Raw genomic sequence first — 25,282 nt, 5'->3', positions numbered from 1 at the left:
ACTCTCATTCACAAGTCAGATCACCCGCCAACGCCCATGACTACCGCAACACCGGCCGTCCATTCAATAGCAAACAAACCGTTCAACGGATGGATTGCACAGGCCGGGACGCGCACGCGCGCGCTCGTCGCCGTGTTGCAGTCGCTGCGGGCGCTGACAGGCGGCGTGCTGACGCTCATCATCCTGACCAAGGGCTATCGCATCCTCACCGGCCAGTCGCGCGAGCCGATGATGTCTTTGGTGGCCAGCATGGGCCGCAACGCGGTGATCGTGATCGCCGCAAGCACCATGGCCCTTGGAGGCTCGGACCTGCACACGTTCTTCACCCAGAACTTGCTGCAGGAGATCAACTACATGGTCACCGGCGAGAAAGAATCGCCCGTCTCGGCCATCGACAAGAACCTGGTGCTCGCTCAGGTGGTCATGTCGGCCATCGACAACGCGCAGGGCCTGGATGTCAGCACCAGCGGCTCCAACGTCACCAGCGTGGGCGTGTCTTCGGTGGTCGGTGCGCTGGGCGTCACCAGCCCGGCCCTGACCGCCGGGGCGCTGCTGCTGACCTACCAGGTGGGGTTGGCGCTGTTCATCAGCCTGGGGCCCGTGTTCATCCTGTGCCTGATTTTCAAGCAGACCGAACCGCTGTTTCACAAATGGCTGCTGTACGGCATCGGGCTGCTGTTTTCGATGGCGGTGCTCAGCTTCATGGTGTCGCTGGTGCTTGAGTTGAACCTGCGCATTGCCGCGGGGCTGTGGGCGGGTCAGGCCATCACCAGCTTTTTGGGCGTGGGCGGAAGCACGGGCCTGACCAGTCAGGCGATGCTGCAAGGGGGCATCGGACTGCTGCTGACGACCCTGCTGGTGACCGCACCTGCGGCGGCGGCGCAGTTCTTCGGCGGGACGCTGGGGCAGTTCTACCACCAGTCGGTGCTCGGTGGTGGAAGTCAAAGCGCGGTTGCGCCGGGCGGGGGCGCTCCGGGGCCTTATGGGGCGGGGGCTCCTAACAGGACGGAAACGACTACTCCTAGTCGACCCGATGGCGGACTCGGCGGCAACACGAGGACGTCCATGCCATCACAGCCCCCCGCGGATGAGATTAGGGCTGCTTCTGCTCCACCACCACCGAGGGCGCTCAATGTGGATGGGGCGTGACCCATGTCAGCACATCTCTTGTACAGACTGCTGGTGGCAAGTCTCTGGATGTTCTTGGGCGGCACCGCGCTTGCCCAGCAATGTCCTCCCGGTCAGATTGCTTATGGCTCGGGTCCCGGTCTCAACACATGCGGGCCGGATAACAGACAACAGCGAGCACCTCAGCAACCCGCCGAGCAATGGGAACGTCGGTGGGGGGCAGTTGCTATTGATTCGCCAAAAGCTGTGATGGGCATCGCTGTCGATAAGCGAAGCAAGCGAGAAGCCTCGCAAGCGGCCGTAAGCGATTGCCAGCGACAAGGTGGCGTGAATTGCGAAATCGAAGCCGCATACGACAATCAATGCGTTGCGGTCGTGACAGGCAATGGCGCTCATAACACGGCCAGTGCCGCCACGGTCAATAGAGCCGTTGAGTTGGGCATGAAGACATGCCGTGACACCGGTCTCACCAACTGCCAGGCCTACTACACCGCCTGCAGCCTGCCAGTGCGAATTCGGTAGACATCGTGCACCTCACCCACCGCTACCAATTTGATAGGCGCATGCGCCTGCCAGACGGACGCCATGGGGTGAAACGGCAATGAAGCGCCTCTCTGCCACCGCCCTCTTCCTTCTTTTGACCCTCACCCTTCCGGCCTGCGGACAGTCTATGAAACAACCCGACATCAAACTCAACCCGCAACCCAAGATGCGCTATGAAATCACCCTGACCATCGAGGATTCGCCGGGGCCGTTCGATGCCGTTGAGGGGTCAGCTGGCTATGAAGTAGCGAACGGTAATTGCGTACCGCTCACCCCTTTCAGCGGCGCCACGCTAGTTCCAAGAAAGCGCGTACCGATGGCACTGACCCGCGTGAGCGACAAGGTCTACAAGGGTGAGTTCTATGTCGACCTGTTGACGGACGAGGACTACTTCGGACTGGGCTTGTGTCGTTGGGTGTCGACCGGAATTAACGCCAGCCTGAGGATTGGAAACCTGAGTTTCGGCCCCTTTCTCTCCCTTAACGAAATAGCAACAAAAAAATCGGCCACGCGCTATTTCAACCGTCGGTCTTACTTCAGCGAAGACGCCAAATCGAAACGCGACGACCATCCGCGCATCAGCATCGGCAATGCGAACCGATCCGATTTCGGCGACGAATCGAAGAATACTTTTTCAACCTCACTCAGCGCTGAAGAGAGGTTCGAATGACTTTCAAATCAACGGACTACGCGCTACTGGCGCAGGATTCGTATCACGACCATGCGCAGGATGAAGAGGTCATTCTTGGTGGTGTGACGTATAAAACCTTCGACCATGTAGACAACCCCAAAACGGGATTTCAGGCAACGGCCTACCAGCGGGTCGCTACGGGCGAGGTGGTCATTGCATTTCGCGGCACCGAGTTTGGCCGCGAGCCGGTGCAAGACGGCGTCGTCGATGCCGGCATGGCATTGACGGGGCTCAATGCCCAGGCGCCCGAAGCCCAGGCTTTTACGCAAAGGGTGCTGGTGCAAGCCAAGGCCGATGCACAAGAAACGCAACGCCCTCTCAATGTCACCGTCACCGGCCACTCGCTTGGCGGCACGCTGGCCGAACTTCAGGCCCACAAGTTCGGCCTCAAGGGCGAAACCTTCAACGCCTTTGGCGCGGCCGGGCTGGTGCATGGCGTTCCGAAAGGCGGGCATCAGGTGATCAACCATGTCCGGGCCGGCGATCCTGTAAGCGCAGCCAGCGCGCACTTTGGCGAGGTGCGGGTCTATGCGGCCCAGCAGGATATCGGCACGCTGGGCAAGGCGGGGTACCGCGACGATGGCGGCGCTCTGACTGCGCGCAATCCCGCCAAGGCAACCGATTTCAGCGCGCATTTCGTCGACAACTTCGTGCCCAACGGCAAGACGCTGGGTCGCTCGATCATCTCGCGGGAGAACGAGGCGCAGTATCACGTCCATCACGGCATGATCGATCGCTACCGCAACGACGTATACAACGCCCGTGCCATCGCATCGGTTCCGCTGCAAACCGGGATGCAGGCCGGCCAGGCGGTCGGTCAAGGCGTGAAGGCCGTCGGCCATGCCGTGGGGCAGGTCTACGATGCAGCGCGCAACAAGGTGGAGACAGGCGCTCGGCAGGCAGGCGAGGCGCTGGAGCGGGCCGGCGGAGCGTTGCGCGAGGACGCTTCCCGCGCAATTGAAAAGCTCACCCATCAGGGGTCATGGTTCAGCAGCCAGACAGGGCCAGCGCCGTTGCTGAACGATGTCCAGCACCCTGGCAACGGGCTCTACAAGGAGTCCTTGGCCGGACTGGAGAAGATCAATGCCGAGCGCGGCATCCCTTCCGATCAACGCACCTGCAATGCCGCCGGTACGTTGGCTGCAGCAGCTTGCCAATCCGGGTTCAAGCAGATCGACCGTGTGGCGCTGAACGACAACGGCGACAGGATCCTTGCCGTGCAGGGTGAGCCGGGAACAGTGCAATCGAAGGTGATCGGTGTGGACACGATGGTGGCGCTGAACACGCCGCTGGCAGAAAGCTCGCAAGCCTTTGTCGCTGCCGATGCGCAAACCCAGCAACAGAACCAGCAGCGGTCGCAGCAGGTGGCCCAGCCAGTGCAGGCCGCGCCGATTTTGGCTTGAGTCTGCTCGTCCCGAGCATCAGCACTTTGCGTTCATCACCAAATCACCCGCCAACGCCCATGGATACTTTGATGCCAGCTACCAATTTAATAGCAACCAGGACACCCACCCTCGCTCGCTCGTTCCTTCTTCGATCCACTCTGATCTTTTCGCTGGCCTCGGTCGCGTGCTTCTCGGCATCCAGCTTGGCAGGGGAGACGACCTCCCCTCTTTCAAAAACGAATGCCCTGGTTTGTGGTGGATCGGAGGTTTTAATTCAAACCGCCTGTGTCGCCAGCAGCGATGGCGCTCCGCCTCCTTGCACCCAGAAGCTGACCTTCAAAAAGACCGATGCGCGCGATGGTCCCTTCATCAACTACGTTCCCAAGCCCGTTAAAAATAGAGATGAGCCGTTCGTTTACCAACTGAGTTGCAATTCAAGAAAAAGAGACTTCTATGTCATTGCACATAGCAGCAACTTTGGCAATTGCTCGACCTGCGAATGGATGGATGTCTACACCACGCACGGACGGCTGATGGGGTCTACTCCCTCTGCCACCCGTTCGCTTCAATTGCCACGCAAGAAACTGTCCAAGAATCTTGAGCGCCTGCTCGACGGCTCTCAGGAAAGCAACTCAATTTCGGTCGACAGAGTCGTTCCAACCAAATAGGAGAGGGTCATGACCAATCACAGCCACTACAAGGATCCGATCGACACGGCGCCCGGTCGCGTCGGAGGCTTCTCCCGCGAGGCAGGAGGGGTGTCCGACGAGGTCAAGCAAAAGGTGATTGACACGATCGTCAGCAAGGCCCATGCGTATGGCTTGTCGGATCGCGACACGGCCAATCTCATCGCCATCGCCAAGGTCGAGTCGAGGTTCAATCCGGATGCAGCAACGCCTGGGCATCAATCGTCGGCATCCGGCGTTTTTCAGATTACCGACTCGACGGCTAAAGATGCTCACCAGCGCTTGGACGGAACCTCCAGAATCAACGGGCAAAAGTTGGGCGAATTCAACCGCTTTGATTTGAACTCCAACATAGAACACGGCATTGCCATCTATCTGGATAAGAAAGCAACAGCCAAATCCGGTGACGTTGCCGATATCTACAAGGCATGGAACACCAACCCTGCCGAGTACAACAAATTTCTTGGTCAGTTGAAGGACGACAGCAACAAGTACCTGGGCGAACTCCAGTCGAAGGGCGGCGTGGCACTGAGTTCGACAGGTTCGGGCGCACCGATGATCACGTCTGCCGGTCATCCCGGCCACACGCTGTACGAGCAGGCGTTGCACAAGTTGCAGAAGTGGAATCACGATCACTGCATCAAGGTGGATCCCCAGAGCACCAGGAATGCCGCCGCTGCGTTGGCTGTGGAAGCTCATCACCATGGGCTCAAGCGGATTGACCATGTGGAGCCCAATGACCGTGGCGACAAACTCATCGCCGCGCAGGGCCAGTTGGGGACCGCGCAGTCGAAGGTGGTCGGTGTGGACACGATGGTGGCACTGAACACACCCATGGCCCAAAGCTCGCAAGCCTTTACCGCGACACAGCAGGGCCACCAGTCACAGCACATGGCTCAGTCTCTCCCGCAGCAGGCAGCGCCGGCCATGTCTCACTGAGTCGCGCCTCAAGGTCAAATCTCCTGACGCTCATGGACACTTCGCTGCAAGCTGCCAATTGATAGCGATAGAGCTGTTCGAAGTGCTCGGCGGGCCCGTCAACTACAAGTGATATTCAAATGACAAAGGCCAAGTGGGCGGGCGCAGCCCTGACCCTCCTTGCGGCGCTCCCGGCAGGGCTTTACCTGTCGGGGTGGCTCACCCTCTTGCTGCTCAAACTGGACACGCGAACGCTGGCATGGAACACCTACCCGGGCTATTGGCAAGCGCTGGAACTGCCCGCTTACCACGCCTACTCGCAGCAAATCCATCTGGCTGGCTACATCGGCCTTGGCGCCCCCCTGTTGCTCTGGCTGGGCCTGCTGGCGCTGCTCGCCAGGACCAAGGCCCCTTCGATCCATGGAGACGCCCGTTTCGCTACGAGCACTGATCTCGGCAAGTTCGGCATGTTCAAGCCTGCGGACAACGGAGTTCTGGTGGGCAAGTTCGGCGGCAAGCTGGTGCGCCTGCCGGGCCAGCAGTTCGTCATTCTTGCGGCCCCCACGCGCTCGGGCAAGGGCGTCGGCATCGTCATTCCCAATCTGCTCGACTACGGGGAATCGATGGTGGTGCTCGACATCAAGCAGGAGAACTATGAGCTCACCAGCGGATGGCGTGCGAGCCAGGGCCAGGAGGTCTATCTTTTCAATCCCTTTGCGGAAGATCGGCGCACGCACCGTTGGAATCCGCTGACCTATGTCTCCAGCGATCCGGCGTTCCGTGTGTCGGACTTGATGAGCATCGCCGCCATGCTGTACCCGGACGGTGCGGACGACCAGAAATTCTGGGTCAGCCAGGCGCGCAACGCATTCATGGCGTTTGCGCTGTATCTGTTCGAAAGGCGGGATGACGAAAAAGGCCGGGGGATCTCCGAGCAGTTCCGCGTCACGCCCACGCTCGGGCAGATCTACCAACTGTCTTCCGGTGACGGCACCGACCTGCGCAAGTTCTACGAGCAACTCGCGCAATCGCCGTTCCTGAGCGGCACCGCGCAGTCGGCCTTCTCAAACCTTCTATCCCAGGCGGCGGAAACCTTCGCCTCGATCCTGGGCACCTTCAAGGAGCCGCTCAACGCCTGGATCAACCCCGTGCTGGACGCAGCCACCAGCGCCGACGACTTCCTGCTCACCGATGTGCGCAAGAAGAAGATGACCGTCTACATCGGCATCCAGCCCAACAAGCTCGCCGAGAGCAGGTTGATCGTCAACCTGTTTTTTAGTCAGCTCATCAACGTGAACACCAAGGAGCTGCCGCAAAACAACCCGCAGCTCCGGTATCAGTGCCTGCTGCTGATGGACGAGTTCACCAGCATCGGCAAGGTGAACATCATCGCCAGCGCCGTGAGCTACATGGCCGGCTACAACATGCGGCTGCTACCCATCATTCAAAGCATGGCCCAACTGGACGCCACCTACGGCAAGGAAGTGGCGCGCACCCTGATCACCAACCACGCTCTACAGATCATCTACGCGCCACGCGAGCAGCAGGACGCCAACGACTATTCCGACATGCTGGGCTACACCACCGTGCGCAAACAGAACGTGACCAGAGGCAGGGAGACCAGCCGCAGCGAGTCAGAAGAGCGTCGCGCCCTGATGCTGCCGCAGGAGCTCAAGGCCATGGGGCCGGACACGGAAGTCTTCCTCTACGAAGGCATTCCCCATCCGGTCAAGTGCGACAAGATCCGCTACTACCAGGACAAATACTTCACGCAGCGGCTGAAGGACAAGGTGTCGATCCCGATCTTGTCGATCTGAATCCGGCGCTCTCCACCATCAGTCGGCCAACAGTTGCCGCAGCACAAACGGCAGGATGCCACCGTGCTTGTAGTAGTCGACCTCGATCGGCGTGTCGATGCGCAGGCGCACCGTCACCTCCTGGTGCGCGCCGTCGAAGCGGCGGATCACCAGCTTCACGTCCATCTGCGGCTTGAGTTCGCCGCCGATCACCACATCGACTTCTTCGTCGCCCGTGAGGTTCAGCGTCTGCCATGAGTCGGCCCCGCGGAACTGCAGCGGCAGCACGCCCATGCCGACCAGGTTGGCGCGGTGGATGCGCTCGAAGCTGCGCGCGATCACGGCCTTGATGCCGAGCAGCTGCGTGCCCTTGGCAGCCCAGTCGCGCGACGAGCCGGTGCCGTACTCCTCGCCGCCGAAGATCACGGTCGGCACGCCGGCCGCCATGTACTTCTGCGCCGCGTCGTAGATGAACATCTTCTCGTTGCCGGGCTGGAAGCGCGTGACGCCGCCCTCTTCCTGCGTGCCGTTGGCATCGGGCGGAATCATCAGGTTCTTGATGCGCACGTTGGCGAAGGTGCCGCGCATCATCACCTCGTGGTTGCCGCGGCGCGAGCCGTAGCTGTTGAAGTCGGCTTTGCTCACGCCGTTGGCCTTGAGCCAGATGCCGGCCGGCGAGCTTTCCTTGATGGAGCCGGCGGGCGAGATGTGGTCGGTGGTGATCGAGTCGCCGAACAGCGCCATCACGCGTGCGCCCTTGAAGCCGGCGTCGGTGGCGTGCGGCTTCATCTTGAAGCCGTCGAAAAACGGCGGCTCGGCGATGTAGGTCGACTCGGGCCATGTGTAGACGTCGCCCTTCACGCCCTTGATGCTGCTCCACAGCTTGCCCGGGTTGTCCTTGATCTGCTCGTAGTTCTTGCGGAAGGCCTTGGCGTTCATCGCAAAGCGCAGGTTCTCGTCGATCTCTTTCGGCGTGGGCCAGATGTCGCCGAGGTAGACGTCCTTGCCGCCCTTGCCCTTGCCGACCGGCTGGGTCATGAGGTCGACCATCACGTTGCCGGCGATCGCATAGGCCACCACGAGCGGCGGCGAGGCCAGGAAATTGGCCTTCAGGTTCGGGTGGATGCGCGCTTCGAAATTGCGGTTGCCCGACAGCACCGCCGCCGCCACCAGGTCGTTCTTCGTGATGGCTTCGTTGATCTCGGGTGCCAGGTCGCCGGCGTTGCCGATGCAGGTGGTGCAGCCATAGCCGGCCAGGTAGAAGCCGAGCTTGTCGAGGTAGGGGATCAGGCCGGCCTTCTCGAGGTACTCGGTGACGATGCGCGAGCCCGGCGCCAGCGAGGTCTTGACGTGCGGCTTGACCTTCAGGCCCGCCTCCACCGCCTTCTTGGCCAGCAGGCCGGCGGCCAGCATCACGCTCGGGTTCGAGGTGTTGGTGCACGAGGTGATGGCCGCGATCAACACGTCGCCATTGCCGATGGAGATGCCCGATGGCGCGGCCGGCGCCTCGGCCGCGGTGTGCGCGGCGGCGCGTGTGGAGCGGTTCGCCTCCATCTCGACGACCTGGCGCGGCGCGCCGGCCTTGGGCGCGTTGACCTCCTTCTCGCCGCCGGTGCCGCTGGACGTGACCGGGTAGCGCTGCAAGAGCTTTTCGGCCGGCTGGTTGAAGCCATTGGCCTCCTGCGGCTTGCTGTAGAGCTCCGAGAACTTGGTGGCGAGGTGGCCGAGGTCGATGCGATCCTGCGGGCGCTTCGGTCCGGCCAGGCTGGGCGTGACGGTGCCGAGATCGAGCTTGACGATCTTGGTGTAGTCGATGTCGCCCGGCGCCGGCATGCCGAACAGGCCCTGCGCCTTGTAGTAGGCCTCGAAGCGCTCGATTTCCTTGTCGGTACGGCCGGTGCCCCTGAAGTAGGCCAGCGTCATCTCGTCGACCGGGAAGAAGCCCATGGTGGCGCCGTACTCGGGCGCCATGTTGCCGATGGTGGCGCGATCCGGCACCGCGATCGAGGCGGCGCCGGGGCCGAAGAACTCGACGAACTTGCCCACCACTTTCTCGCCGCGCAGGATGGCGGTGACATAGAGCACCAGGTCGGTGGCGGTGACGCCTTCGCGCAGCTTGCCGCTCAGCTCGAAGCCGACCACGTCGGGCGTCAGCATGTAGACCGGCTGGCCCAGCATCGCAGCCTCGGCCTCGATGCCGCCAACGCCCCAGCCGACCACGCCGATGCCGTTGATCATGGTGGTGTGGCTGTCGGTGCCGACCAGCGAGTCGGGGTAGTACGTCGGCGTCTCGGCCTTGTCGTAGGGGCTCTTGTAGACGCCGCGCGCAAAGTACTCGAGGTTGACCTGGTGCACGATGCCGAAGCCCGGCGGCACCACGCCGAATGTGTCGAACGCTTGCATGCCCCACTTCATGAACTGGTAGCGCTCGTTATTGCGCTCGAACTCGAGCTTCATGTTGAGGTCGAGCGCCTTGGGCGTGCCGTAGTAGTCGACCATCACCGAGTGGTCCACCACCAGATCCACCGGCACCAGCGGTTCGATCGCCTTGGGCGACTTGCCGAGCGACTGCGCCACGCTGCGCATCGCAGCCAGGTCGGCCAGCAGCGGCACACCGGTGAAATCCTGCAGCACCACGCGCGTGACCACGAACGGAACTTCTTCGGTGCGGTCGGCGTTGGGCAGCCAGTGGGCGAGCTGCTCGACATGCTCGGCCGTGACCTTCTGACCGTCGCAGTTGCGCAGCACCGACTCCAGCACGATGCGGATCGATACCGGCAGCCGCTCCACCGAGGGGTACTTCTTGGCCAGTTCTTTCAGCGACCAGTATTTGCCCGATTTGCCCGAGGCGGTCTTGAATGTTTTGAGGGTGGAGGCAAACGCGTGGGTCGACTGGGCGGCCATGAGAACTCCTTGTAGCGTGGGGTTCCCGGAAAGATAGCAGGCTTCGATGAAACCGGCTGTCGGAGGGGCGCTCAGTTCGCCACGGCGACGCCCGTCGCGGGGCGCGCCCGGCGCAGGCCCAACCATTGCAGTTCGGCCAGCACCACCACCGTGAGCGCCTGCACCGCCACCCAGGCTGCACCGGGCATCGTGACGGCCACCACCCCGCTGGCCAGCAACGCCACGCAGCCGGCAGCCCAGCCGAAGTTGCCGACCACCACCAGGCCGATCAGCGTGCGCGGCGGCACGGGGCGAGCGGCCATCCAGGCCGCGGCGGCGGCGTACACCAGCAGGAAAACGCCGGTAGCGAGCAGCAGATCGGCCGGCAGGCCGGTGAGCCGCGCCATCGCGGCGGTGAAACCCAGATGCAGCGCACCAGTGCCGGCGCACGAAACGGCGTCGGCCCACATCACGCGGGACAGGAAACGGGGAGAAGAGGTGAAAGCGGACATGACAGGCTCCTTGGGTTGAGGGTGACGCTGCAGGCCCTTCCCGCCGCGTTGAAGCCGATGATTCCGGCCGCGGCGCCGCGCGTCGATGACGTGGGAGGTCATGGCCGTGCCGCACGCAGCACCGCAGAATGCAGGCCATGAACATCGCCGCTCCCCACTCCCCTGCCGCCGCACCGCGCCAGCCCGGCGCCCGAGAGCCCTTCGGCATGCACCTGCGCCACTGGCGCCAGCGCCGGCGCCTGAGCCAGCTCGATCTGGCGCAGGAAGCCGAGGTGTCAACCCGCCACCTGAGCTATGTGGAAACCGGCCGCGCCGCCCCCAGCCGTGAGATGGTGCTGCGCCTGGCCGAACGGCTCGACGTGCCGCTGCGCGAGCGCAATGCCCTGCTGGTGGCGGCCGGTTTCGCGCCGATGTACCGCCAGCGGGGGCTCGACGACCCGGCCCTCGCGGCGGCGCGGCGCGCGGTCGACCTGGTGCTGAAAGGCCACGAACCCTACCCCGCGCTCGCGGTGGACCGCCACTGGAACCTGGTGGCGCACAACGCGCTGGTGCCGCTGCTGATGGCGGGCGCCGCGCCGGAGTTGCTGAAGCCACCGATCAACGTGCTGCGGCTCAGCCTGCATCCGGACGGCATCGCGCCGAAGATCGCCAACCTGGTGCAATGGCGCGCGCACCTGCTCGAGCGCTTGCTGCAGCAAGTCGCGGCGACCGGCGACGCCACGCTGCAGGCGTTGCACGACGAACTGGCGGCCTACCCGATCGGCACGCCGGGCTCCAGGGCGCCGGCGGGCGGGAGCGGAGGTGGCGAATTGTCGAGCGTGGTGGTGCCGTTTCAGCTGGTTACGCCGGGCGGCGTGCTGAGCTTCATCAGCACCACCACGATCTTCGGCACCCCGGTGGACGTTACGTTGCAGGAACTGGCCGTGGAGTCGTTTTTTCCGGCCGATGCCGAGACCGCCGCAGCGCTGGCGGCGCTGGCCGCTGCGGCATGAGCGCCAGCGTGCGAAAGCGCTGCGCTGCTGCGTTGTAGCCGTCCACGCGCGATGCCATCGCCAGCGATATTGCGGCCGATGCTGGTAGATCGTCGACCGGACGGAACACCACGTCACGTGCCGCAAGTCGCGCGCTCACCGACGGCACGAGCGCCAGACCCATGCCGCTCTGCACCAGACTGATCACGGTCTGCACCTGAGTCGCCTCTTGCGAGACGCGGGGCGACAGGCCAGCCTGCTGGAAAGCCAACATCACCATGGCATGCAGGCCGGGGACGCGCGTCGACGCATAGTCGACGAAGGGCTCGCGCGCGAGCATTGCAAGCGTCAGGCGCTTTTTTTTCGCCAGGGCATGGCTCGCGGGTAGCACCGCGCAGAACACGTCGCGTTCGACAACCTCGAAACGCAGCGCGCTCGCCGAGCCGGTCGGGTAGCGCACCAGGCCGATGTCGAGTTCACCGTTCTCCACCAGCGCCAGCAGTTCGAGGTTGGTCGACTCGCGCAGCACCAATTCGACATCCGGGTAGCGCTCGCGAAACGCCGGCAGCAACCGAGGCATCAGCGCATAGGTGGCAGAACCTACGAAGCCCACGCGCAGCAAGCCGCGCTCGCCACCGGCCGCGGCCTGCGCCGCATCGCGTAGCGCACCCACATCGATCAGGCATCGCTGCGCCAAGCCCAGCGCCGCAGTGCCGGCCGCGGTCAGCGCAACACCGCGCGGTTGGCGCTCGAAGAGCAGCGCGCCGACCTCTTCCTCCAGTTTGCGGATCGCCACCGACAGCGGCGGCTGTGCCATGTGCAGGCGCTCGGCCGCGCGCCGGAAATTGAGCGTCTCCGCGACGGCGATGAACTGTTGCAGCTGGCGAAGTTCCATGCGTGGCTTACCTTTTATGTATCGCAGACGACATGAACGGTATTGGACGCGTTAACCCTCCGTTTCTACTATTCACGCATTCCCGAACAACAAGGCGGCACGAGACACCGCCACACACGATGACTACTCCATCGAATCTGCCCCTCGAAGGCGTGCGCGTGCTCGACCTGAGCGCCGTCGTCCTCGGCCCCTACGCCAGCCAGACCCTGGCCGAGTACGGCGCCGATGTCATCAAGATCGAGCCGCCCGAAGGTGACTCGACCCGGCGCACCGGCCCCAGCACGGAGCCCGGCATGGGCGCCATCTTCCTCGGTGTGAACCGCGGAAAGCGCAGTGTGGTTCTGGATCTGAAGAAGGCCGATGCGCGGGCCGCATTGCTGACGCTGGTCGATACCGCCGACGTGCTGATGCACAGCATCCGCCCGCAGAAGTTGGCCTCCATCGGCCTGGATCCGGACACCCTGCTGGCCCGCAATCCGCGCCTTGTCTATGTCGGCCTGCACGGGTTCGCGGAAGATGGCCCTTACGGTGGCATGCCGGCGTACGACGACATCATCCAGGGCCTGTCCGGCTGCGCCGCGCTGATGGAGCGGCAATCGGGCGCTCCACAGTACTTCCCGACGATCGCTGCGGACAAGACCTCCGGCCTGGTTGCCACCCATGCAATCCTTGCTGCGCTGTTCCGGCGCGAGCGCACTGGCAACGGCGGCTACGTCGAAGTGCCGATGCTCGAGTCGATGGTGTCGTTCAACCTGGTCGAGCACTTCTACGGCCATCATTTCGCGCCGCCGCTGGCCGACACCGGCTACCCCCGCCTGTTCGCGAAGCACCGCAAGCCCTATCGCACGGCCGACGGCTACCTGTGTGCGATGCCCTACACCGATGCGCACTGGCAGCGCTTCTTCATCGAAGGCGGTATGCCCGAAGCCGCAGCCGACGCGCGCTTTGCCAACATCACCGAGCGCACGAAGAACATCGACGCGCTCTACACGCTGGCCGCGCAAGTGATCGAGACGCGTGGTACCGATGCGTGGCTTGAAACCTTCGCGCGGCTCGAGGTTCCGGCCTCGCGCATGAACCGGCTCGAAGACCTGGTGAACGACGAGCACCTGAAGGCCACCGGCTTCTTCAAGACGATCGACGACCCCAGGATGGGCCGCCTGCAGTTTCCCGGTGCCCCCGTCCGCATCGATCGCCGCCAGTTGCCCGTGGGCATGGCGCCGCGTCTGGGCGAGCACACCCACCAGGTCTTGACCGAAGCCGGAATTGCTCCGCTCGGCACCCCATCACCTGAACCTCAAGGAGCGCCCATATGACTGCACCTGCTTGCGCCTACCCATTGCTGGGCCACGGCTTTTTCTGGCAAGACCTCGAAGTCGGCCAGAAATTCCAGACTTTCAACCGCACCGTGACCGAGACCGACCTGGTCAATTTCATCTCGTGCACCGGCATGCTCGAGATCATCTTCATCGACGCCTCCGGCGCGGCAAGCGCGATCGGCGGGCGCCCCGTCCCGGCGGCGCTCACCTACTCGCTGATCGAGGGCTTCATCCTGCAGACCATGATCCAGGGCACCGGCATGGCGATGCTCGAGTGCACGCAGAAGGTGCTGGGCCCGGTGCGCGTGAACGACACCATTCACGCGGTAGTCGAGGTGGCGGGCGTCAAGCCGACCTCGAAGGGCAACCGCGCCATCGTCGATTCAAACATCGATGTTTTCAACCAGCGCGGCGAACCGGTCATGCGCTATACGGCGCGCCGCATGCTGGCCGGCCGTCCCGAAGCTTCCTGATCCGACACAAGGCATTTCCACCATGAGCACCACTGTCCAATCCCGTCCTGCTTCCGTCCGCGATCGCGTCAGCGACGCCGAATGGAAAGTCCGTACCGACCTGGCCGCCTGCTATCGCCTGGTGGCGAAGTACGGTATGAGCGACCTCATCTACAACCACATCACAGCCAAGGTGCCGGGCGATGCCAAGCACTTCTTGATCAACCCGTTCGGGCTGCTCTACACCGAAATCACGGCCTCGTGCTTCTACACGCTCGATCTCGACGGCAACGTCGTAGACAAGCCCGAGGGCGAATTCGGCGAGTTCCCTGTGAACCGTGCGGGCTTCATGATCCACAGCGCGGTGCACGGTGCGCGCAACGACCTCAAATGCGTCATGCACACGCACACGCGGGCCGGTATGGCGGTGTCGGCGATGAAAGTCGGCCTGCTGCCGATCACGCAGACGGCCATGCGCTTCTACGGCGCTGTCGGCTTTCACGATTACGAACAGCCGACGGTCGACATGGGCGAGAGAGACCGCATTGCGCGCGACCTCGGGCCGCACAGCACGCTCATCCTGCGCAACCACGGTCTGGTCGGCTGCGGCCCGTCGGTGCAGGACGCGTGGAATCTCATGTACTGGCTCGAGACCGCTTGCAAGGTGCAGGTCGACGTGCTGGCCAGCGGCGCCGAGATCAGCATGCCCAGCCCGGAGCTCGCGGCCACGATGGCCAAGCGCTATGGCCCGCAGGGAAAGATCAACTTCGCGCCTATGGAGTGGCCCGCCTTGCTGCGGCAACTCGACCGCGAAGACCCCTCCTACAAGACCTGAGCCACAGCGCCGCCCCCGATTCAATCAATGGAGACAACCATGTTCATCAAGCCCCTCGCACTTTCCCTGGCCGTTGCGGCCGCCTTCACCGCGCCACTCGCGCAGGCGCAAGACAAGTACCCGTCCAAACCCGTCAAGATCATCGTGCCTTACGCGCCCGGTGGCCCGAACGATATCGTCGCGCGCCTCGTCGCACAAAAACTCGGCGAGATGGAGAAGCAGTCTTTCATCGTCGAGAACAAGCCGGGCGGCGGCTCGAACATCGGCGCGGACTTCGTCGCCAAGGCGCCGGCCGATGGCTACACCTTGCTGATCGCCGCAACGTCGCACGCCATCAACATGACGCTCTTCCCCAAAGACCAGCTCAAGTACGACCTGCTGAAAGACCTGACGCCGGTATCGATGATCATGACCGGCCCGCTGGTAGTGGTGACGCGGCCGGACTTCCCGGCCAACAGCCTGAAGGAACTGGTGGCCGCGGCCAAGGCCAAGCCGGGCGAGCTGTCGTTCGCGTCGTCAGGCAACGGCTCGTCGACGCACCTGGGCGGCGAGATGCTCAACACCGCGGCCGGCATCAAGACGATCCACGTGCCCTACAAAGGCAGCGGCCCCGGCCTGACCGACGTGATGGGCGGCCAGACCACCTACATGGTCGACACCATGATTTCGGCCACGCCCTTCGTCACCTCGGGCAAGCTGAAGGCGCTGGCAGTGACCGGCAAGAAGCGTTCGCAAGTGCTGCCGAACGTGCCGACAGTTGCCGAGCAGGGTTACCCCAATTTCGAAGCGGTCGCCTTTATCGGGATGATGGCGCCGGCCGCCACGCCCAAACCCATCGTCGACAAGATCAATGCCGACCTTCAGAAGGTGCTGGCCATGCCCGACATCAAGGACAAGCTGGCGGCGCAGGGCTTTACCGCCGAATGGATGAAGCCGGCCGATTTCGGCAGCTACTTGCAAAAGGAAGTTCCCAAGTGGGGCGCGATCGTCAAGAGCGGCAACGTCAAGATCGATTGAACCCGCCGTCGGGCTAGCGCTGAAGCGGGCCGCCGTCTTCCAGGCCGCGTCGGCGCTGGACGACATGCGCTTGCGCCATCCCGCACAGCGCCCGGTGGGTACGGTGACTACGGTAAGGACTTTCTTTCCTCTACTACCGCACGGAGACCGACAGATGACCGCCAGCACTGCAACCACCACGACCAACGACCATGCCAAGCTCTGGGAGCTCATCAAGGACACCCGTTTCGGCATGTTCACCCACCGCCACCACGACGGTTTGCTCAACAGCCATCCGCTGACCACGCAGAACAAGTCGATGGACGAAGGTGGCACGCTGTACTTCTTTGTGCCCAAGGACGGCGAGATCGCCCAGCACCTGAACGACGACAACGTGGTGAACGTGGCCTATGCCAACACCGACGACGACAGCTACGTGTCGGTGGCGGGGCGCGCGGGCTTCGTCGAGGATCAGGCCAAAAAGCGGGAGCTCTTCACGCCCATGGCCAAGGCCTGGTTTCCGGCCGGCGCGACCGACCCGAACCTCGGCCTGCTGGCGGTGGAGATCGTCAACGCGGAGTTCTGGGACGTGAACCACAGCAAGATGGTGCAACTCTTCAAGATGGCCAAGGCGGCCATCACCGGCGAGCCGCCGAAAAATCTCGGCGAGCACCGCAAGCTGAACGTCGCCTGAGCGAGCGCCCGACCGGCAGCAGGGCCATACTGGCGTACCCGGTCTCTGCGCCACCGCCATGAAGCTTCAGTTCTTGTGCCTACCGTGGGTCTTATGCCTCGCTTCCCTGGCAACGGCGGCGGAAGAACCGCACTCGGCCGCGGAGTTGCGTGCGGCCTACGCGCGCAAGAGCGCCGAGCTGGCGCAGAGCCCGCTCAAGCGGCCGGTGTTGCTCACGTCCGCAGAGCTTCCGCAGGGCTTGCAGGGGGATATCTACGCGGTGGTGGAGCAGCCGCTCGAGGCTGTTCACGCGGCCTTCAACAGCCCGTTGCACTGGTGTGGCGTCTTGCTGCTGCACATCAACAACCGGCGTTGCCAGGCAACCAGCGCGGGCGGTCAACACCAGGTCACCTTGCGCATCGTTCGCCGCTATGACAAGCCGGTGGAGGACGCGTTCGAGTTGCCGTTTGTCTTTCGGGTGGCGCAGGCGAGCCCCGACTACCTGCAGGTGCATCTGCGGGCCGAATCGGGCCCGCTCGGCACCAGCAACTACCGCATCCTGCTCGAAGCCACGCAACTCGACGCGAAGCGCAGTTTTCTGCATTTCTCGTATTCGTACGACCAGAACACGATGGTGGCGATGGCCGTCCAGGCCTACCTGGCGACGTTCGGCAGCAGCAAGGTCGGCTTCACCGAACTCGGCAAGCTGGCGGATGGCCAGCCCGCCTACATCGCCGGCACGCGCGGACTGGTCGAGCGCAATGCGATGCGCTACTTCCTCACGCTCGAAGCCTTCCTGAGCGCCAACAGCGACGAGGCGCGTCGCGAGGCGTGGTTCAGCGCAATCGAGCGCTACCCGCGCCAGCTGCACGAGGTCGACCGCGAAACCTACCTCGCACTCAAGCGCGCCGATGCGCAGCAGCGCACCGCACCACCATGAAAAAAGCCCACCGAGGTGGGCTTCTTGCAGCGGCGGAATCGATCAGGCAGCGACGCCGTCGGCGATGTCCTTGTATTCGTCGATCTTGTCGAAGTTCAGGTACTGGTAGATCTGCGCGCTCGAGGCATCGAGCACGCCGACGCTTGCCATGTACTCCTCTTTGGTCGGAATGCGGCCGAGGCGCGAGCAGATCGCGGCCAGTTCGGCGCTGCCCAGGTACACATTGGAGTTCTTGCCCAGCCGGTTGGGAAAGTTGCGCGTGCTGGTCGACATCACGGTCGCGCCCTCGCGCACCTGCGCCTGGTTGCCCATGCACAGCGAGCAGCCCGGCATTTCGGTGCGCGCACCGGCATTGCCGAACACGCCGTAGTGGCCTTCTTCGGTGAGTTGCTGCGCATCCATCTTCGTCGGCGGCGCGATCCACAGCTTCACCGGAATGTCGCGCTTGCCTTCGAGCAGCTTAGACGCCGCGCGGAAATGGCCGATGTTGGTCATGCAGGAGCCGATGAACACCTCGTCGATCTTGGCGCCGGCCACGTCGCTCAGCGTCTTGACGTCGTCCGGGTCGTTCGGGCACGCGCAGATCGGCTCATGGATGTCGGCCAGGTCGATTTCGATGACGGCCGCGTAGTCGGCATCGGCGTCGCCCTTGAGCAGTTGCGGATCTTTCAGCCAGGCTTCCTGCGCCGCGATGCGGCGTGCCAGCGTGCGGCCGTCGGCATAGCCTTCGGCGATCATCCAGCGCATCAGCGTGATGTTGCTGTTGATGTACTCGATGATCGGTTCCTTGTTCAGGTGCACCGTGCAACCGGCGGCCGAGCGTTCGGCCGAAGCGTCGCTGAGTTCGAAAGCCTGTTCGACCTTCAGATCCGGCAAGCCTTCGATTTCAAGGATGCGGCCCGAGAAGATGTTCTTCTTGCCCTGCTTGGCGACCGTCAGCAGGCCGGCCTTGATGGCATAGAGCGGAATCGCGTTGACCAGGTCGCGCAGCGTGACGCCGGGCTGCATCTTGCCCTTGAAGCGCACCAGCACCGATTCGGGCATGTCGAGCGGCATCACGCCCGTTGCGGCCGCGAAAGCCACCAGGCCGGAACCGGCCGGGAAGCTGATGCCGATCGGGAAGCGCGTGTGGCTGTCGCCGCCGGTGCCGACGGTGTCAGGCGTCAACAGGCGGTTGAGCCACGAGTGAATGACGCCGTCGCCGGGGCGCAGCGACACGCCGCCACGCGTTGCCATGAAGTCGGGCAGCTCGTGATGCATCTTCACGTCGACCTTCTTCGGGTAGGCCGCGGTGTGGCAGAACGACTGCATGACCAGGTCGGCCGAGAAGCCGAGGCAGGCCAGGTCTTTGAGCTCGTCGCGCGTCATCGGGCCGGTGGTGTCCTGCGAGCCGACCGAGGTCATCCTGGGTTCGCAGTAAGTGCCCGGGCGCACGCCCGTGCCTTCGGGCAGGCCGCAGGCGCGGCCGACCATCTTCTGGGCGAGCGAGTAGCCCTTCTTGGTGTCGACCGGGCTGACCGGCAGACGGAACAGGGTCGAAGCCGGCAGGCCCAGCGCTTCACGCGCCTTGGCCGTGAGGCCGCGGCCGATGATCAGCGGAATGCGGCCACCGGCGCGCACTTCGTCGAACAGAACGTCGCTCTTGACCTGGAATTCGGCAATCACCTTGCCGTCCTTCAGCGCCTTGCCGTCGTAGGGACGCAGCTCAACCACGTCGCCCATCTCCATCTGGCTCACGTCGAGCTCGATCGGCAGCGCGCCCGAGTCTTCCATCGTGTTGTAGAAAATCGGGGCGATCTTGCCGCCGAGGCAGACGCCGCCGAAGCGCTTGTTGGGCACGTAGGGAATGTCTTCGCCGGTGAACCAGAGCACCGAATTGGTGGCGCTCTTGCGCGACGAACCCGTGCCGACCACGTCGCCCGCGTAGGCCACCAGGTGGCCGCGCGCACGCAGGTCTTCGATGAACTTCACCGGGCCGCGCTTGCCGTCCTCTTCGGGGACGATGCCGGGACGCGCGTTCTTGTGCATCGCCAGGGCGTGCATCGGGATGTCGGGGCGCGTGGTGGCGTCCGGTGCGGGCGACAGGTCGTCGGTGTTGATTTCGCCGGCCACCTTGAAGATGCTGACCGTAATGCTTTCCGGCACCTCGGGGCGGCTGGTGAACCACTCGGCATCGGCCCAGCTCTGCAGCACGGCTTTCGCGTTGGCGTTGCCCTTGTCGGCCTTTTCCTTGACGTCGTGGAACTGGTCGAACATCAGCAGGGTTTTCTTGAGGCCCTCGGCAGCGACGGGGCCGACCTCGGCATCGTCGAGCAGGTCGACCATCGGGCTGATGTTGTAGCCGCCGAGCATGGTGCCGAGCAGCTCGGTCGCGCGGGCGCGGCTGAGCAGCAGGGTCTTCTCGGTGCCATGCGCCACGGCGGCCAGGTAGCTGGCCTTGACCTTGGCCGCATCGTCCACGCCGGCCGGCACACGCCAGGTGAGCAGGTTCAGCAGGAACTCGCCGTCTTTCGACGTCGCGTTCTTCATGAGCTCGATCACCTCGGCGGTTTGCTTGGCCGTGAGCGGGAGCGGCGGGATACCGAGCGCGGCGCGTTCGGCAACATGGTCAACGTAGGCTTGCAACATCTTATTTACTCCAGAAACTGAACGACGGGGCGGCTGCCGCTGCAAGCAAGAGCCGCGCCCTGACTTGTTTACTTACTTCTTGGCCGCGTCGGCGCCTTCGAAGAGGCTCTTGGGCGGGTTCTTTTTCATCTCTTCGGCGAAGGCGACCTGTTCGGCGGTCTGGCATTCGTCCGCAATGCGCAAGCCCTGCTTCTGGTTCATCAGCATCGACTTGTTGCCCAGTTGCAGCCACATCGCGCCGGCGTGCGGATCCTCGAGCCGGATCGCGCCGGTACGGCTTTCGACCGGGTGCATGCGATAGCGCTGGCCTTTGGTCGAGATCGTGAAGAAGCCGGGCTTCTTCTCGTCTGCGGTCACCGTCACGTCGGCGCCGAGCTCGCACTGGGCCTTGCCGAGCGACACGCGCTTGGCTACCGCCAGATCGGTTTCAGTGAGGGGGGCATCGGGGCCTTCGCTGATGGGCGTCACTTCTTCGACGGCCTTGGCCGCCTTGCGCGTCACCTGGCGTTTGGCAGGCGGCTTGGCAGCGGTGCTGCCGCTGGCGGCCTTGGCGGCCGGCTTGGTTGGCGCAGCGGTCTGCGCCGTTGCTGCGAAAGGCAGCGCCAGCACGACGGCGGCGATCAGGGCGATTTGCTTCATGGGTTTGTTTCCTTGGAATGTGTGGGGGTCAAAGGGGTATCGAACCAGGCCAAGGCCTCGGTCGGGAGCGCGCGCCCGGTGGCGTGCGCACGCACCAGCAGTTGCCAGAAGTGGCGATAGCTGGCGCGGTCGTGCAATGTGCCATCAAAACTCACCGGAGCCCAATCTGCCTCCGCGGCGGCAGCTACGATTTTTGTAGCAAGATGAATCTGTTCCTCGTCCGGTGCAAACGCTTCGAGGATGGGCCGGATCTGGCTCGGGTGGATGCTCCACATGCGCGTGTAGCCGAACTGGCTGGCTGCCTTGCGCGCGGCGGCGCGCATTGCGTCGGCGTCGTTGAACTCGGTGACCACGCAGTGCGAAGGCACCTTGCCGTGTGCATGCGAGGCCGAGGCGATCTCAAGCTTGGCACGCACCACCAGCGGGTGCGTGAACTGGCCCGTGGCACCCATGCCGTCGGCCGGGATCGCGCCGGCGTGGGCCGAGACGAAGTCCATGAGGCCGAAGGAGAGCGATTGCACGCGCGGATGCGCGGCGATCTCGAAGGCGTGGTGCACCGCGAGCGGCGACTCGATCAGCACGTGCAGCGGCAAGCTGGCGGCACCGGCCGCATCGAGCGCCTGCACCGCCTGCCGCACATCGGCGGCGGACTCGACCTTGGGCACCATGAGGTGGCTCAGGCGCCGGCCAGCGCCACCGGCGATGGTCGCCACGTCGGCATCGAAAGACGCGTGATCCACCGGATGCACGCGCACGCCGACCCGCATGCCCGGCGCGGCGCCGAGCGCGAGTTCGGTCACGAGCGCTGCATGCTCGGCCTCGCCGCCGACCGGTGCGCCGTCTTCGCAGTCGAGCGTGACGTCGAACACGCAGGCGCCGAACTCCTGCGCCATCTCGGCCTGGAGCGCGAGGCTCTTTTTCATGCGGGCTTCGACGCCGCTGTAGTGGTCGCACACCGGCAGCACCACGGCACCGGCCTGCGCGCCGAGCAGCACTTCACCAGGGCGCACGGCGGTGTTCGTCATGGCTTGCGCTGCGCCACGATGAATAGGCGCGGGAATGCCAGCAGGCGGCGCCCGTCGGTGCGCGCGGGATAGGCGATGCCGACACGGCGCTCGTATTCGGCCAGGTAACTGGCCTGCAGGTCGGCCGGCAGTCGATCGACGAAAGGCTTGAGCCCGGTGCCGCGCACCCAGTCGACGATCGCGCGCGGCGTGTCCATCGGGTGCTGGTAGGCGGTGCGCCAGACGTCGAGATGAGCCGCGAGCGGCGCCAGCAGGTTGTAGTAGCCGTCGAGACCGAGCAGTTCGGTGCGAAAGCGCGAAAAGTCGCCGATCGCCTCGGCCCAGGGCGCCTCGGCCGCGACTTCGCGCATCAGGCGATGCGTCGGCTCGTCGCGGTTGTCGGGCATCTGGATTGCCAGCACGCCGCCCGGCGCCAATGCGTTCAGCAGGCGCGGCAGCAGCGTCTCGTGCGCCGGCACCCACTGGAGCGCGGCATTGGCATAAATGAGATCGGGCGCGGTTTGCGGCGCCCAGGTCGCGATGTCGCTGAGTTCGAAGCGTGCCTGCGGCAGCCGCTCGCGCGCGCTGGCCAGCATCGCTTCGGAGTTGTCTGTGCCGGTGACGCGCGCCTGGCGGAAGCGCTCGACCAGCAGTTCGGTCGAGTTGCCCGGGCCGCAGCCCAGGTCGACCACGTTCTGCACCGCCGCCGCATCGAGCACCACGCGCGCGAGCAGGTCGCGTGCGGGGCGGGTGCGCTCGTCCTCGAAACGGGAGTAGAGCGCAGGGTTCCAGTCGAGCATCGGCGGCGGCAGGAGGTGCTTACTTGATCAGGTGGGCCACGCCGGCCTGCTCGTCGGTCAGTTCCTTGAGCGTCTTGTCGATGCGTTCCTGGCTGAATGCGTCGATCTCGAGGCCTTCGACGAGCTTGTATTCGCCACCTTCACAGGTCACCGGGAAGCCGAACATCACGTCCTTCGGAATGCCGTACTGGCCGTCCGACGGGATGCCCATCGTGACCCACTTGCCGTTGGTGCCGAGGGCCCAGTCGCGCATGTGGTCGATGGCGGCGTTGGCCGCCGAGGCAGCCGACGACAGGCCCCGCGCTTCGATGATCGCGGCGCCGCGCTTGCCGACGGTCGGCAGGAAGGTGTTGGCGTTCCATTCCTGGTCGTTGATCATCTTGGCGACGCTCTCGCCGTTGATGGTGGCGAAGCGGTAGTCGGCATACATCGTGGGCGAGTGGTTGCCCCAGACGGTGAGCTTCTCGATGTCGGCCACGGCCTTGCCGGTCTTGGCTGCGAGTTGGCTGGCCGCGCGGTTGTGGTCGAGGCGCAGCATGGCGGTGAAGTTCTTGCGCGGCAGATCCGGCGCGCTCTTCATGGCGATGTAGGCGTTGGTGTTGGCCGGGTTGCCCACCACCAGCACCTTGACGTTGCGGCTGGCAACGGCGTTGAGGGCCTTGCCCTGCGCCGTGAAGATGGCGCCATTGACGGCCAGCAGTTCGGCGCGTTCCATGCCCGGGCCACGCGGACGCGAACCGACCAAGAGGGCGTAGTCGACGTCCTTGAAGGCGGTCATCGGATCGCTGTGCGCTTCCATGCCGACCAGCAGCGGGAAGGCGCAGTCGTCGAGCTCCATCATCACGCCCTTGAGCGCTTTTTGCGGGCCTTCGACCGGCACTTCGAGCAGTTGCAGGATGACCGGCTGGTCTTTCCCGAGCATTTCGCCCGAAGCGATGCGGAACAGCAGGGCATAACCGATTTGACCGGCGGCACCGGTGACGGCAACGCGAACGGGCTTTTTGCTCATGGGGAAACTCCAGAAGGTGATGAAAAAGAGTGGGTGCGCGCCCGCGGCCTCCGCGAGCCTTGCCGGGCCGCTGGCCCGCACGCAAAACCGGCGGACATTTTATGCCGAATCGCGCTTTCGATGGCGGAAGTCTTATGTCTTATATAAGATAGGGGGCATTCCCCAGTGCTCAGCACCCTGCCCACGCCCCGATGTCGCCGACACCCTCGTTCAGTCCGCTCTACCAGCAGATCAAGGCATTGATCCTGCAAAGCCTGCAGGCGGGCGAATGGAAGCCGGGCGAGCCGATCCCCAGCGAGATCGAACTGGCCGCGCGCTTCCGCGTGAGCCAGGGCACGGTGCGCAAGGCCATCGACGAACTGGCCGCCGAAAACATCGTGGTGCGGCGCCAGGGCAAGGGCACCTTCGTTGCGACACATGCCGAGCAGCATGTGCAATACCGTTTCCTGAAGCTGGTGCCCGACAGCGGCGACCTCGACAGCGACGGCCCGGCCGAGCGCACCATCGTCGACTGCAAACGCCTGCGCGCTGCGGCCGATGTGGCCAGGGCCCTGTCGCTGCGCACCGGCGACGCGGTGCTGCAGGTTCGGCGCGTGCTCGCCTACCACGGTGTGCCAACCATCCTGGAAGACCTGTGGCTGCCGGGCACGCCCTTCAAAGGCCTCACGGCCGAGCGGCTCACCGGATGGCGCGGCCCGATGTATTCGCTGTTCGAAACCGAGTTCGGCGTGCGCATGGTGCGGGCCGAGGAAAAGATCCGCGCCGTGCTGCCCGATACGGCGCAGGCGGCACTGCTGCAAGTCACGAATGCCACGCCCTTGCTGAGCGTCGAGCGCGTGGCCCACACCTACCACGACACGCCCATGGAACTGCGACGCGGCCTCTACCGTACCGACACGCACCACTACCGGAACGAACTTGGATGAAATCATCAATGCAAATCAAGCTGCATCGCCCGTGCGACGGTCGCCATCCGCTATCGAAGTCATAGCACCCGAGCGATGCGCTGCGATGAAGCGCACGCCGGTGCTGTGCCATGGTGCATTGCAATAGAATTTTGCGTTGTTTGCATTTCCGTCAAAGAACAAGCCATCCCGCTCGAAAAAGCTACGAAAGCCATCTCCCCATGACCGAGCTTGCCACTCCGCCCCGGCCGCCGCGCCGCGAATTCCGCAACATCAACGCGATCACCGATCTGACCACCTACCGGCTGCCGCCGGCCGGCATCGTGTCGATCCTGCACCGCGTCAGCGGTGTGCTGATGTTCCTGCTGCTGCCGTTCATCATCTGGATGTTCGACACCTCGATCAGCTCCGAAATTTCCTTCGAAAGATTCAAGGGCGCGTTCAACAGCGGCCTTGGTTTCGTTCCTGGCGTGCTGATCAAGCTCGTCGCGCTTGCGCTGATCTGGGCCTACCTGCACCACTTCATCGCGGGCCTGCGCCATTTGTGGATGGACATGAGCCACGCCGCCGTCACCAAGGAGTTCGGCCACACCTCCGCCATCGTCACGCTGGGGCTCAGCGTCGTATTGACCATTGCCCTCGGCCTCAAGCTGTTCGGCGCGTACTGAGGAGCA

Annotated in this window: 24 protein-coding genes; 16 read left to right on the top strand and 8 right to left on the bottom strand. The window is 64.1% G+C overall.

Annotated elements, in window-relative coordinates; translation table 11 throughout:
- Positions 1-36 precede the first annotated feature (36 nt).
- The 7 genes from QTI05_RS14605 (at position 37) to QTI05_RS14575 (ending at position 7,168) form a co-directional block, all read left to right on the top strand.
- Positions 37-1,149, top strand: a complete 1,113-nt coding sequence (locus tag QTI05_RS14605; protein ID WP_286621946.1) for a TrbL/VirB6 family protein — start codon at positions 37-39, stop codon at positions 1,147-1,149.
- Positions 1,150-1,152: 3 nt separating this feature from the next.
- Entirely contained in the window at positions 1,153-1,650 is a 498-nt protein-coding gene (locus QTI05_RS27840) for a DUF4189 domain-containing protein (protein ID WP_353505955.1), read from the top strand.
- Between the two features lie 79 nt (positions 1,651-1,729).
- On the top strand, positions 1,730-2,341 hold the full coding sequence (locus QTI05_RS14595; RefSeq protein WP_286621943.1) for a hypothetical protein: 612 nt from the start codon (positions 1,730-1,732) through the stop codon (positions 2,339-2,341).
- Complete coding sequence (locus QTI05_RS14590; protein ID WP_286621941.1) at positions 2,338-3,765, top strand: XVIPCD domain-containing protein; 1,428 nt, start codon at positions 2,338-2,340, stop codon at positions 3,763-3,765. Before QTI05_RS14595 ends, QTI05_RS14590 begins: the two co-directional genes overlap by 4 nt.
- 71 nt (positions 3,766-3,836) lie before the next feature.
- A complete protein-coding gene (locus QTI05_RS14585; protein ID WP_286657822.1) occupies positions 3,837-4,415 on the top strand; it encodes a hypothetical protein in 579 nt (192 codons plus the stop codon).
- A 9-nt stretch (positions 4,416-4,424) separates the two neighbouring features.
- The gene (locus tag QTI05_RS14580; protein WP_286621937.1) at positions 4,425-5,372 is read left to right on the top strand and encodes an XVIPCD domain-containing protein; all 948 of its coding nucleotides are present in this window, start codon (positions 4,425-4,427) and stop codon (positions 5,370-5,372) included.
- 119 nt (positions 5,373-5,491) lie between these two features.
- Positions 5,492-7,168: a type IV secretory system conjugative DNA transfer family protein gene (locus tag QTI05_RS14575; protein ID WP_286621936.1), complete on the top strand. Its 1,677-nt coding sequence runs from the start codon at positions 5,492-5,494 to the stop codon at positions 7,166-7,168.
- Between the two features lie 18 nt (positions 7,169-7,186).
- Here the strand turns inward: QTI05_RS14575 and QTI05_RS14570 are convergent, their stop codons facing one another.
- Together QTI05_RS14570 and QTI05_RS14565 are read right to left on the bottom strand one after the other, a co-directional pair.
- A complete protein-coding gene (locus QTI05_RS14570; RefSeq protein WP_286621935.1) occupies positions 7,187-10,051 on the bottom strand; it encodes an aconitate hydratase in 2,865 nt (954 codons plus the stop codon).
- A gap of 71 nt (positions 10,052-10,122) precedes the next feature.
- Positions 10,123-10,542, bottom strand: coding sequence for a hypothetical protein (locus tag QTI05_RS14565; protein WP_286621934.1), 420 nt, complete (start codon positions 10,540-10,542; stop codon positions 10,123-10,125).
- 137 nt (positions 10,543-10,679) lie between these two features.
- Here QTI05_RS14565 and QTI05_RS14560 point away from each other — a divergent pair, with 137 nt between their 5' ends.
- The gene (locus QTI05_RS14560) at positions 10,680-11,534 is read left to right on the top strand and encodes a helix-turn-helix domain-containing protein (protein WP_286621929.1); all 855 of its coding nucleotides are present in this window, start codon (positions 10,680-10,682) and stop codon (positions 11,532-11,534) included.
- Here QTI05_RS14560 and QTI05_RS14555 read toward each other — a convergent pair.
- Positions 11,446-12,408 carry a LysR family transcriptional regulator gene (locus tag QTI05_RS14555; protein ID WP_286621927.1) on the bottom strand — a complete coding sequence of 321 codons (963 nt, stop codon included), beginning with the start codon at positions 12,406-12,408 and terminating at the stop codon, positions 11,446-11,448. The two genes, QTI05_RS14560 and QTI05_RS14555, sit on opposite strands and share 89 nt — an antisense overlap.
- A gap of 119 nt (positions 12,409-12,527) precedes the next feature.
- Here QTI05_RS14555 and QTI05_RS14550 point away from each other — a divergent pair, with 119 nt between their 5' ends.
- The 6 genes from QTI05_RS14550 to QTI05_RS14525 all read left to right on the top strand — a co-directional run bounded on the left by QTI05_RS14550 (position 12,528) and on the right by QTI05_RS14525 (position 17,623).
- The gene (locus QTI05_RS14550) at positions 12,528-13,724 is read left to right on the top strand and encodes a CaiB/BaiF CoA transferase family protein (RefSeq protein WP_286621926.1); all 1,197 of its coding nucleotides are present in this window, start codon (positions 12,528-12,530) and stop codon (positions 13,722-13,724) included.
- A complete protein-coding gene (locus QTI05_RS14545) occupies positions 13,721-14,200 on the top strand; it encodes a MaoC family dehydratase (RefSeq protein ID WP_286621923.1) in 480 nt (159 codons plus the stop codon). The genes QTI05_RS14550 and QTI05_RS14545 overlap by 4 nt, the downstream gene beginning before the upstream one ends.
- A gap of 22 nt (positions 14,201-14,222) precedes the next feature.
- Positions 14,223-15,014 carry a class II aldolase/adducin family protein gene (locus QTI05_RS14540; protein WP_286621921.1) on the top strand — a complete coding sequence of 264 codons (792 nt, stop codon included), beginning with the start codon at positions 14,223-14,225 and terminating at the stop codon, positions 15,012-15,014.
- Positions 15,015-15,053: 39 nt separating this feature from the next.
- The gene (locus QTI05_RS14535; RefSeq protein WP_286621919.1) at positions 15,054-16,031 is read left to right on the top strand and encodes a tripartite tricarboxylate transporter substrate binding protein; all 978 of its coding nucleotides are present in this window, start codon (positions 15,054-15,056) and stop codon (positions 16,029-16,031) included.
- 154 nt (positions 16,032-16,185) lie between these two features.
- On the top strand, positions 16,186-16,704 hold the full coding sequence (locus QTI05_RS14530; protein ID WP_286621917.1) for a pyridoxamine 5'-phosphate oxidase family protein: 519 nt from the start codon (positions 16,186-16,188) through the stop codon (positions 16,702-16,704).
- Positions 16,705-16,762: 58 nt separating this feature from the next.
- The gene (locus QTI05_RS14525; RefSeq protein ID WP_286621916.1) at positions 16,763-17,623 is read left to right on the top strand and encodes a hypothetical protein; all 861 of its coding nucleotides are present in this window, start codon (positions 16,763-16,765) and stop codon (positions 17,621-17,623) included.
- A 42-nt stretch (positions 17,624-17,665) separates the two neighbouring features.
- Here the strand turns inward: QTI05_RS14525 and QTI05_RS14520 are convergent, their stop codons facing one another.
- The 5 genes from QTI05_RS14520 to QTI05_RS14500 all read right to left on the bottom strand — a co-directional run bounded on the left by QTI05_RS14520 (position 17,666) and on the right by QTI05_RS14500 (position 23,703).
- Positions 17,666-20,251 carry a bifunctional aconitate hydratase 2/2-methylisocitrate dehydratase gene (locus QTI05_RS14520; protein ID WP_286621913.1) on the bottom strand — a complete coding sequence of 862 codons (2,586 nt, stop codon included), beginning with the start codon at positions 20,249-20,251 and terminating at the stop codon, positions 17,666-17,668.
- A 72-nt stretch (positions 20,252-20,323) separates the two neighbouring features.
- Positions 20,324-20,890, bottom strand: a complete 567-nt coding sequence (locus QTI05_RS14515) for a hypothetical protein (RefSeq protein WP_286621911.1) — start codon at positions 20,888-20,890, stop codon at positions 20,324-20,326.
- Positions 20,887-21,915, bottom strand: a complete 1,029-nt coding sequence (locus QTI05_RS14510; protein WP_286621910.1) for an HpcH/HpaI aldolase/citrate lyase family protein — start codon at positions 21,913-21,915, stop codon at positions 20,887-20,889. Before QTI05_RS14510 ends, QTI05_RS14515 begins: the two co-directional genes overlap by 4 nt.
- A complete protein-coding gene (gene tam / locus QTI05_RS14505; protein ID WP_286621909.1) occupies positions 21,912-22,694 on the bottom strand; it encodes a trans-aconitate 2-methyltransferase in 783 nt (260 codons plus the stop codon). Before tam ends, QTI05_RS14510 begins: the two co-directional genes overlap by 4 nt.
- 19 nt (positions 22,695-22,713) lie before the next feature.
- Positions 22,714-23,703 (bottom strand): malate dehydrogenase, encoded by a 990-nt coding sequence (locus QTI05_RS14500; protein WP_286545571.1) that lies wholly within the window; start codon positions 23,701-23,703, stop codon positions 22,714-22,716.
- Positions 23,704-23,894: 191 nt separating this feature from the next.
- Between QTI05_RS14500 and QTI05_RS14495 the strand changes: the two genes are divergently transcribed.
- Positions 23,895-24,629, top strand: a complete 735-nt coding sequence (locus QTI05_RS14495) for a GntR family transcriptional regulator (RefSeq protein ID WP_286545570.1) — start codon at positions 23,895-23,897, stop codon at positions 24,627-24,629.
- Between the two features lie 200 nt (positions 24,630-24,829).
- Positions 24,830-25,276 (top strand): succinate dehydrogenase, cytochrome b556 subunit, encoded by a 447-nt coding sequence (gene sdhC, locus QTI05_RS14490; protein ID WP_286545569.1) that lies wholly within the window; start codon positions 24,830-24,832, stop codon positions 25,274-25,276.
- The last annotated feature ends 6 nt before the right edge of the window (positions 25,277-25,282 follow it).

Source organism: Variovorax fucosicus (genome assembly GCF_030316825.1).
Classification (GTDB): Bacteria; Pseudomonadota; Gammaproteobacteria; order Burkholderiales; family Burkholderiaceae_C; genus Variovorax; species Variovorax fucosicus.
Note: the sequence above shows the minus strand (reverse complement) of the source record. Positions and strands in the feature narration are given on the sequence as shown.

Bases quoted from the DNA above. Each gene is read 5' to 3' on its own strand.
- QTI05_RS14585 (WP_286657822.1), top strand. From the start codon at position 3,837: ATGCCAGCTACCAATTTAATAGCAACCAGGACACCCACCCTCGCTCGC.
- QTI05_RS14545 (WP_286621923.1), top strand. From the start codon at position 13,721: ATGACTGCACCTGCTTGCGCCTACCCATTGCTGGGCCACGGCTTTTTC.
- QTI05_RS14525 (WP_286621916.1), top strand. From the start codon at position 16,763: ATGAAGCTTCAGTTCTTGTGCCTACCGTGGGTCTTATGCCTCGCTTCC.
- QTI05_RS14575 (WP_286621936.1), top strand. From the start codon at position 5,492: ATGACAAAGGCCAAGTGGGCGGGCGCAGCCCTGACCCTCCTTGCGGCG.
- QTI05_RS14515 (WP_286621911.1), bottom strand. From the start codon at position 20,890: ATGAAGCAAATCGCCCTGATCGCCGCCGTCGTGCTGGCGCTGCCTTTC.
- QTI05_RS14500 (WP_286545571.1), bottom strand. From the start codon at position 23,703: ATGAGCAAAAAGCCCGTTCGCGTTGCCGTCACCGGTGCCGCCGGTCAA.
- QTI05_RS14555 (WP_286621927.1), bottom strand. From the start codon at position 12,408: ATGGAACTTCGCCAGCTGCAACAGTTCATCGCCGTCGCGGAGACGCTC.
- QTI05_RS14530 (WP_286621917.1), top strand. From the start codon at position 16,186: ATGACCGCCAGCACTGCAACCACCACGACCAACGACCATGCCAAGCTC.
- tam (WP_286621909.1), bottom strand. From the start codon at position 22,694: ATGCTCGACTGGAACCCTGCGCTCTACTCCCGTTTCGAGGACGAGCGC.
- QTI05_RS14580 (WP_286621937.1), top strand. From the start codon at position 4,425: ATGACCAATCACAGCCACTACAAGGATCCGATCGACACGGCGCCCGGT.
- QTI05_RS14595 (WP_286621943.1), top strand. From the start codon at position 1,730: ATGAAGCGCCTCTCTGCCACCGCCCTCTTCCTTCTTTTGACCCTCACC.
- QTI05_RS14590 (WP_286621941.1), top strand. From the start codon at position 2,338: ATGACTTTCAAATCAACGGACTACGCGCTACTGGCGCAGGATTCGTAT.
- QTI05_RS27840 (WP_353505955.1), top strand. From the start codon at position 1,153: ATGTCAGCACATCTCTTGTACAGACTGCTGGTGGCAAGTCTCTGGATG.
- QTI05_RS14565 (WP_286621934.1), bottom strand. From the start codon at position 10,542: ATGTCCGCTTTCACCTCTTCTCCCCGTTTCCTGTCCCGCGTGATGTGG.
- QTI05_RS14605 (WP_286621946.1), top strand. From the start codon at position 37: ATGACTACCGCAACACCGGCCGTCCATTCAATAGCAAACAAACCGTTC.
- QTI05_RS14550 (WP_286621926.1), top strand. From the start codon at position 12,528: ATGACTACTCCATCGAATCTGCCCCTCGAAGGCGTGCGCGTGCTCGAC.
- QTI05_RS14540 (WP_286621921.1), top strand. From the start codon at position 14,223: ATGAGCACCACTGTCCAATCCCGTCCTGCTTCCGTCCGCGATCGCGTC.
- QTI05_RS14495 (WP_286545570.1), top strand. From the start codon at position 23,895: ATGTCGCCGACACCCTCGTTCAGTCCGCTCTACCAGCAGATCAAGGCA.
- QTI05_RS14520 (WP_286621913.1), bottom strand. From the start codon at position 20,251: ATGTTGCAAGCCTACGTTGACCATGTTGCCGAACGCGCCGCGCTCGGT.
- QTI05_RS14570 (WP_286621935.1), bottom strand. From the start codon at position 10,051: ATGGCCGCCCAGTCGACCCACGCGTTTGCCTCCACCCTCAAAACATTC.
- QTI05_RS14510 (WP_286621910.1), bottom strand. From the start codon at position 21,915: ATGACGAACACCGCCGTGCGCCCTGGTGAAGTGCTGCTCGGCGCGCAG.
- QTI05_RS14560 (WP_286621929.1), top strand. From the start codon at position 10,680: ATGAACATCGCCGCTCCCCACTCCCCTGCCGCCGCACCGCGCCAGCCC.
- QTI05_RS14535 (WP_286621919.1), top strand. From the start codon at position 15,054: ATGTTCATCAAGCCCCTCGCACTTTCCCTGGCCGTTGCGGCCGCCTTC.
- sdhC (WP_286545569.1), top strand. From the start codon at position 24,830: ATGACCGAGCTTGCCACTCCGCCCCGGCCGCCGCGCCGCGAATTCCGC.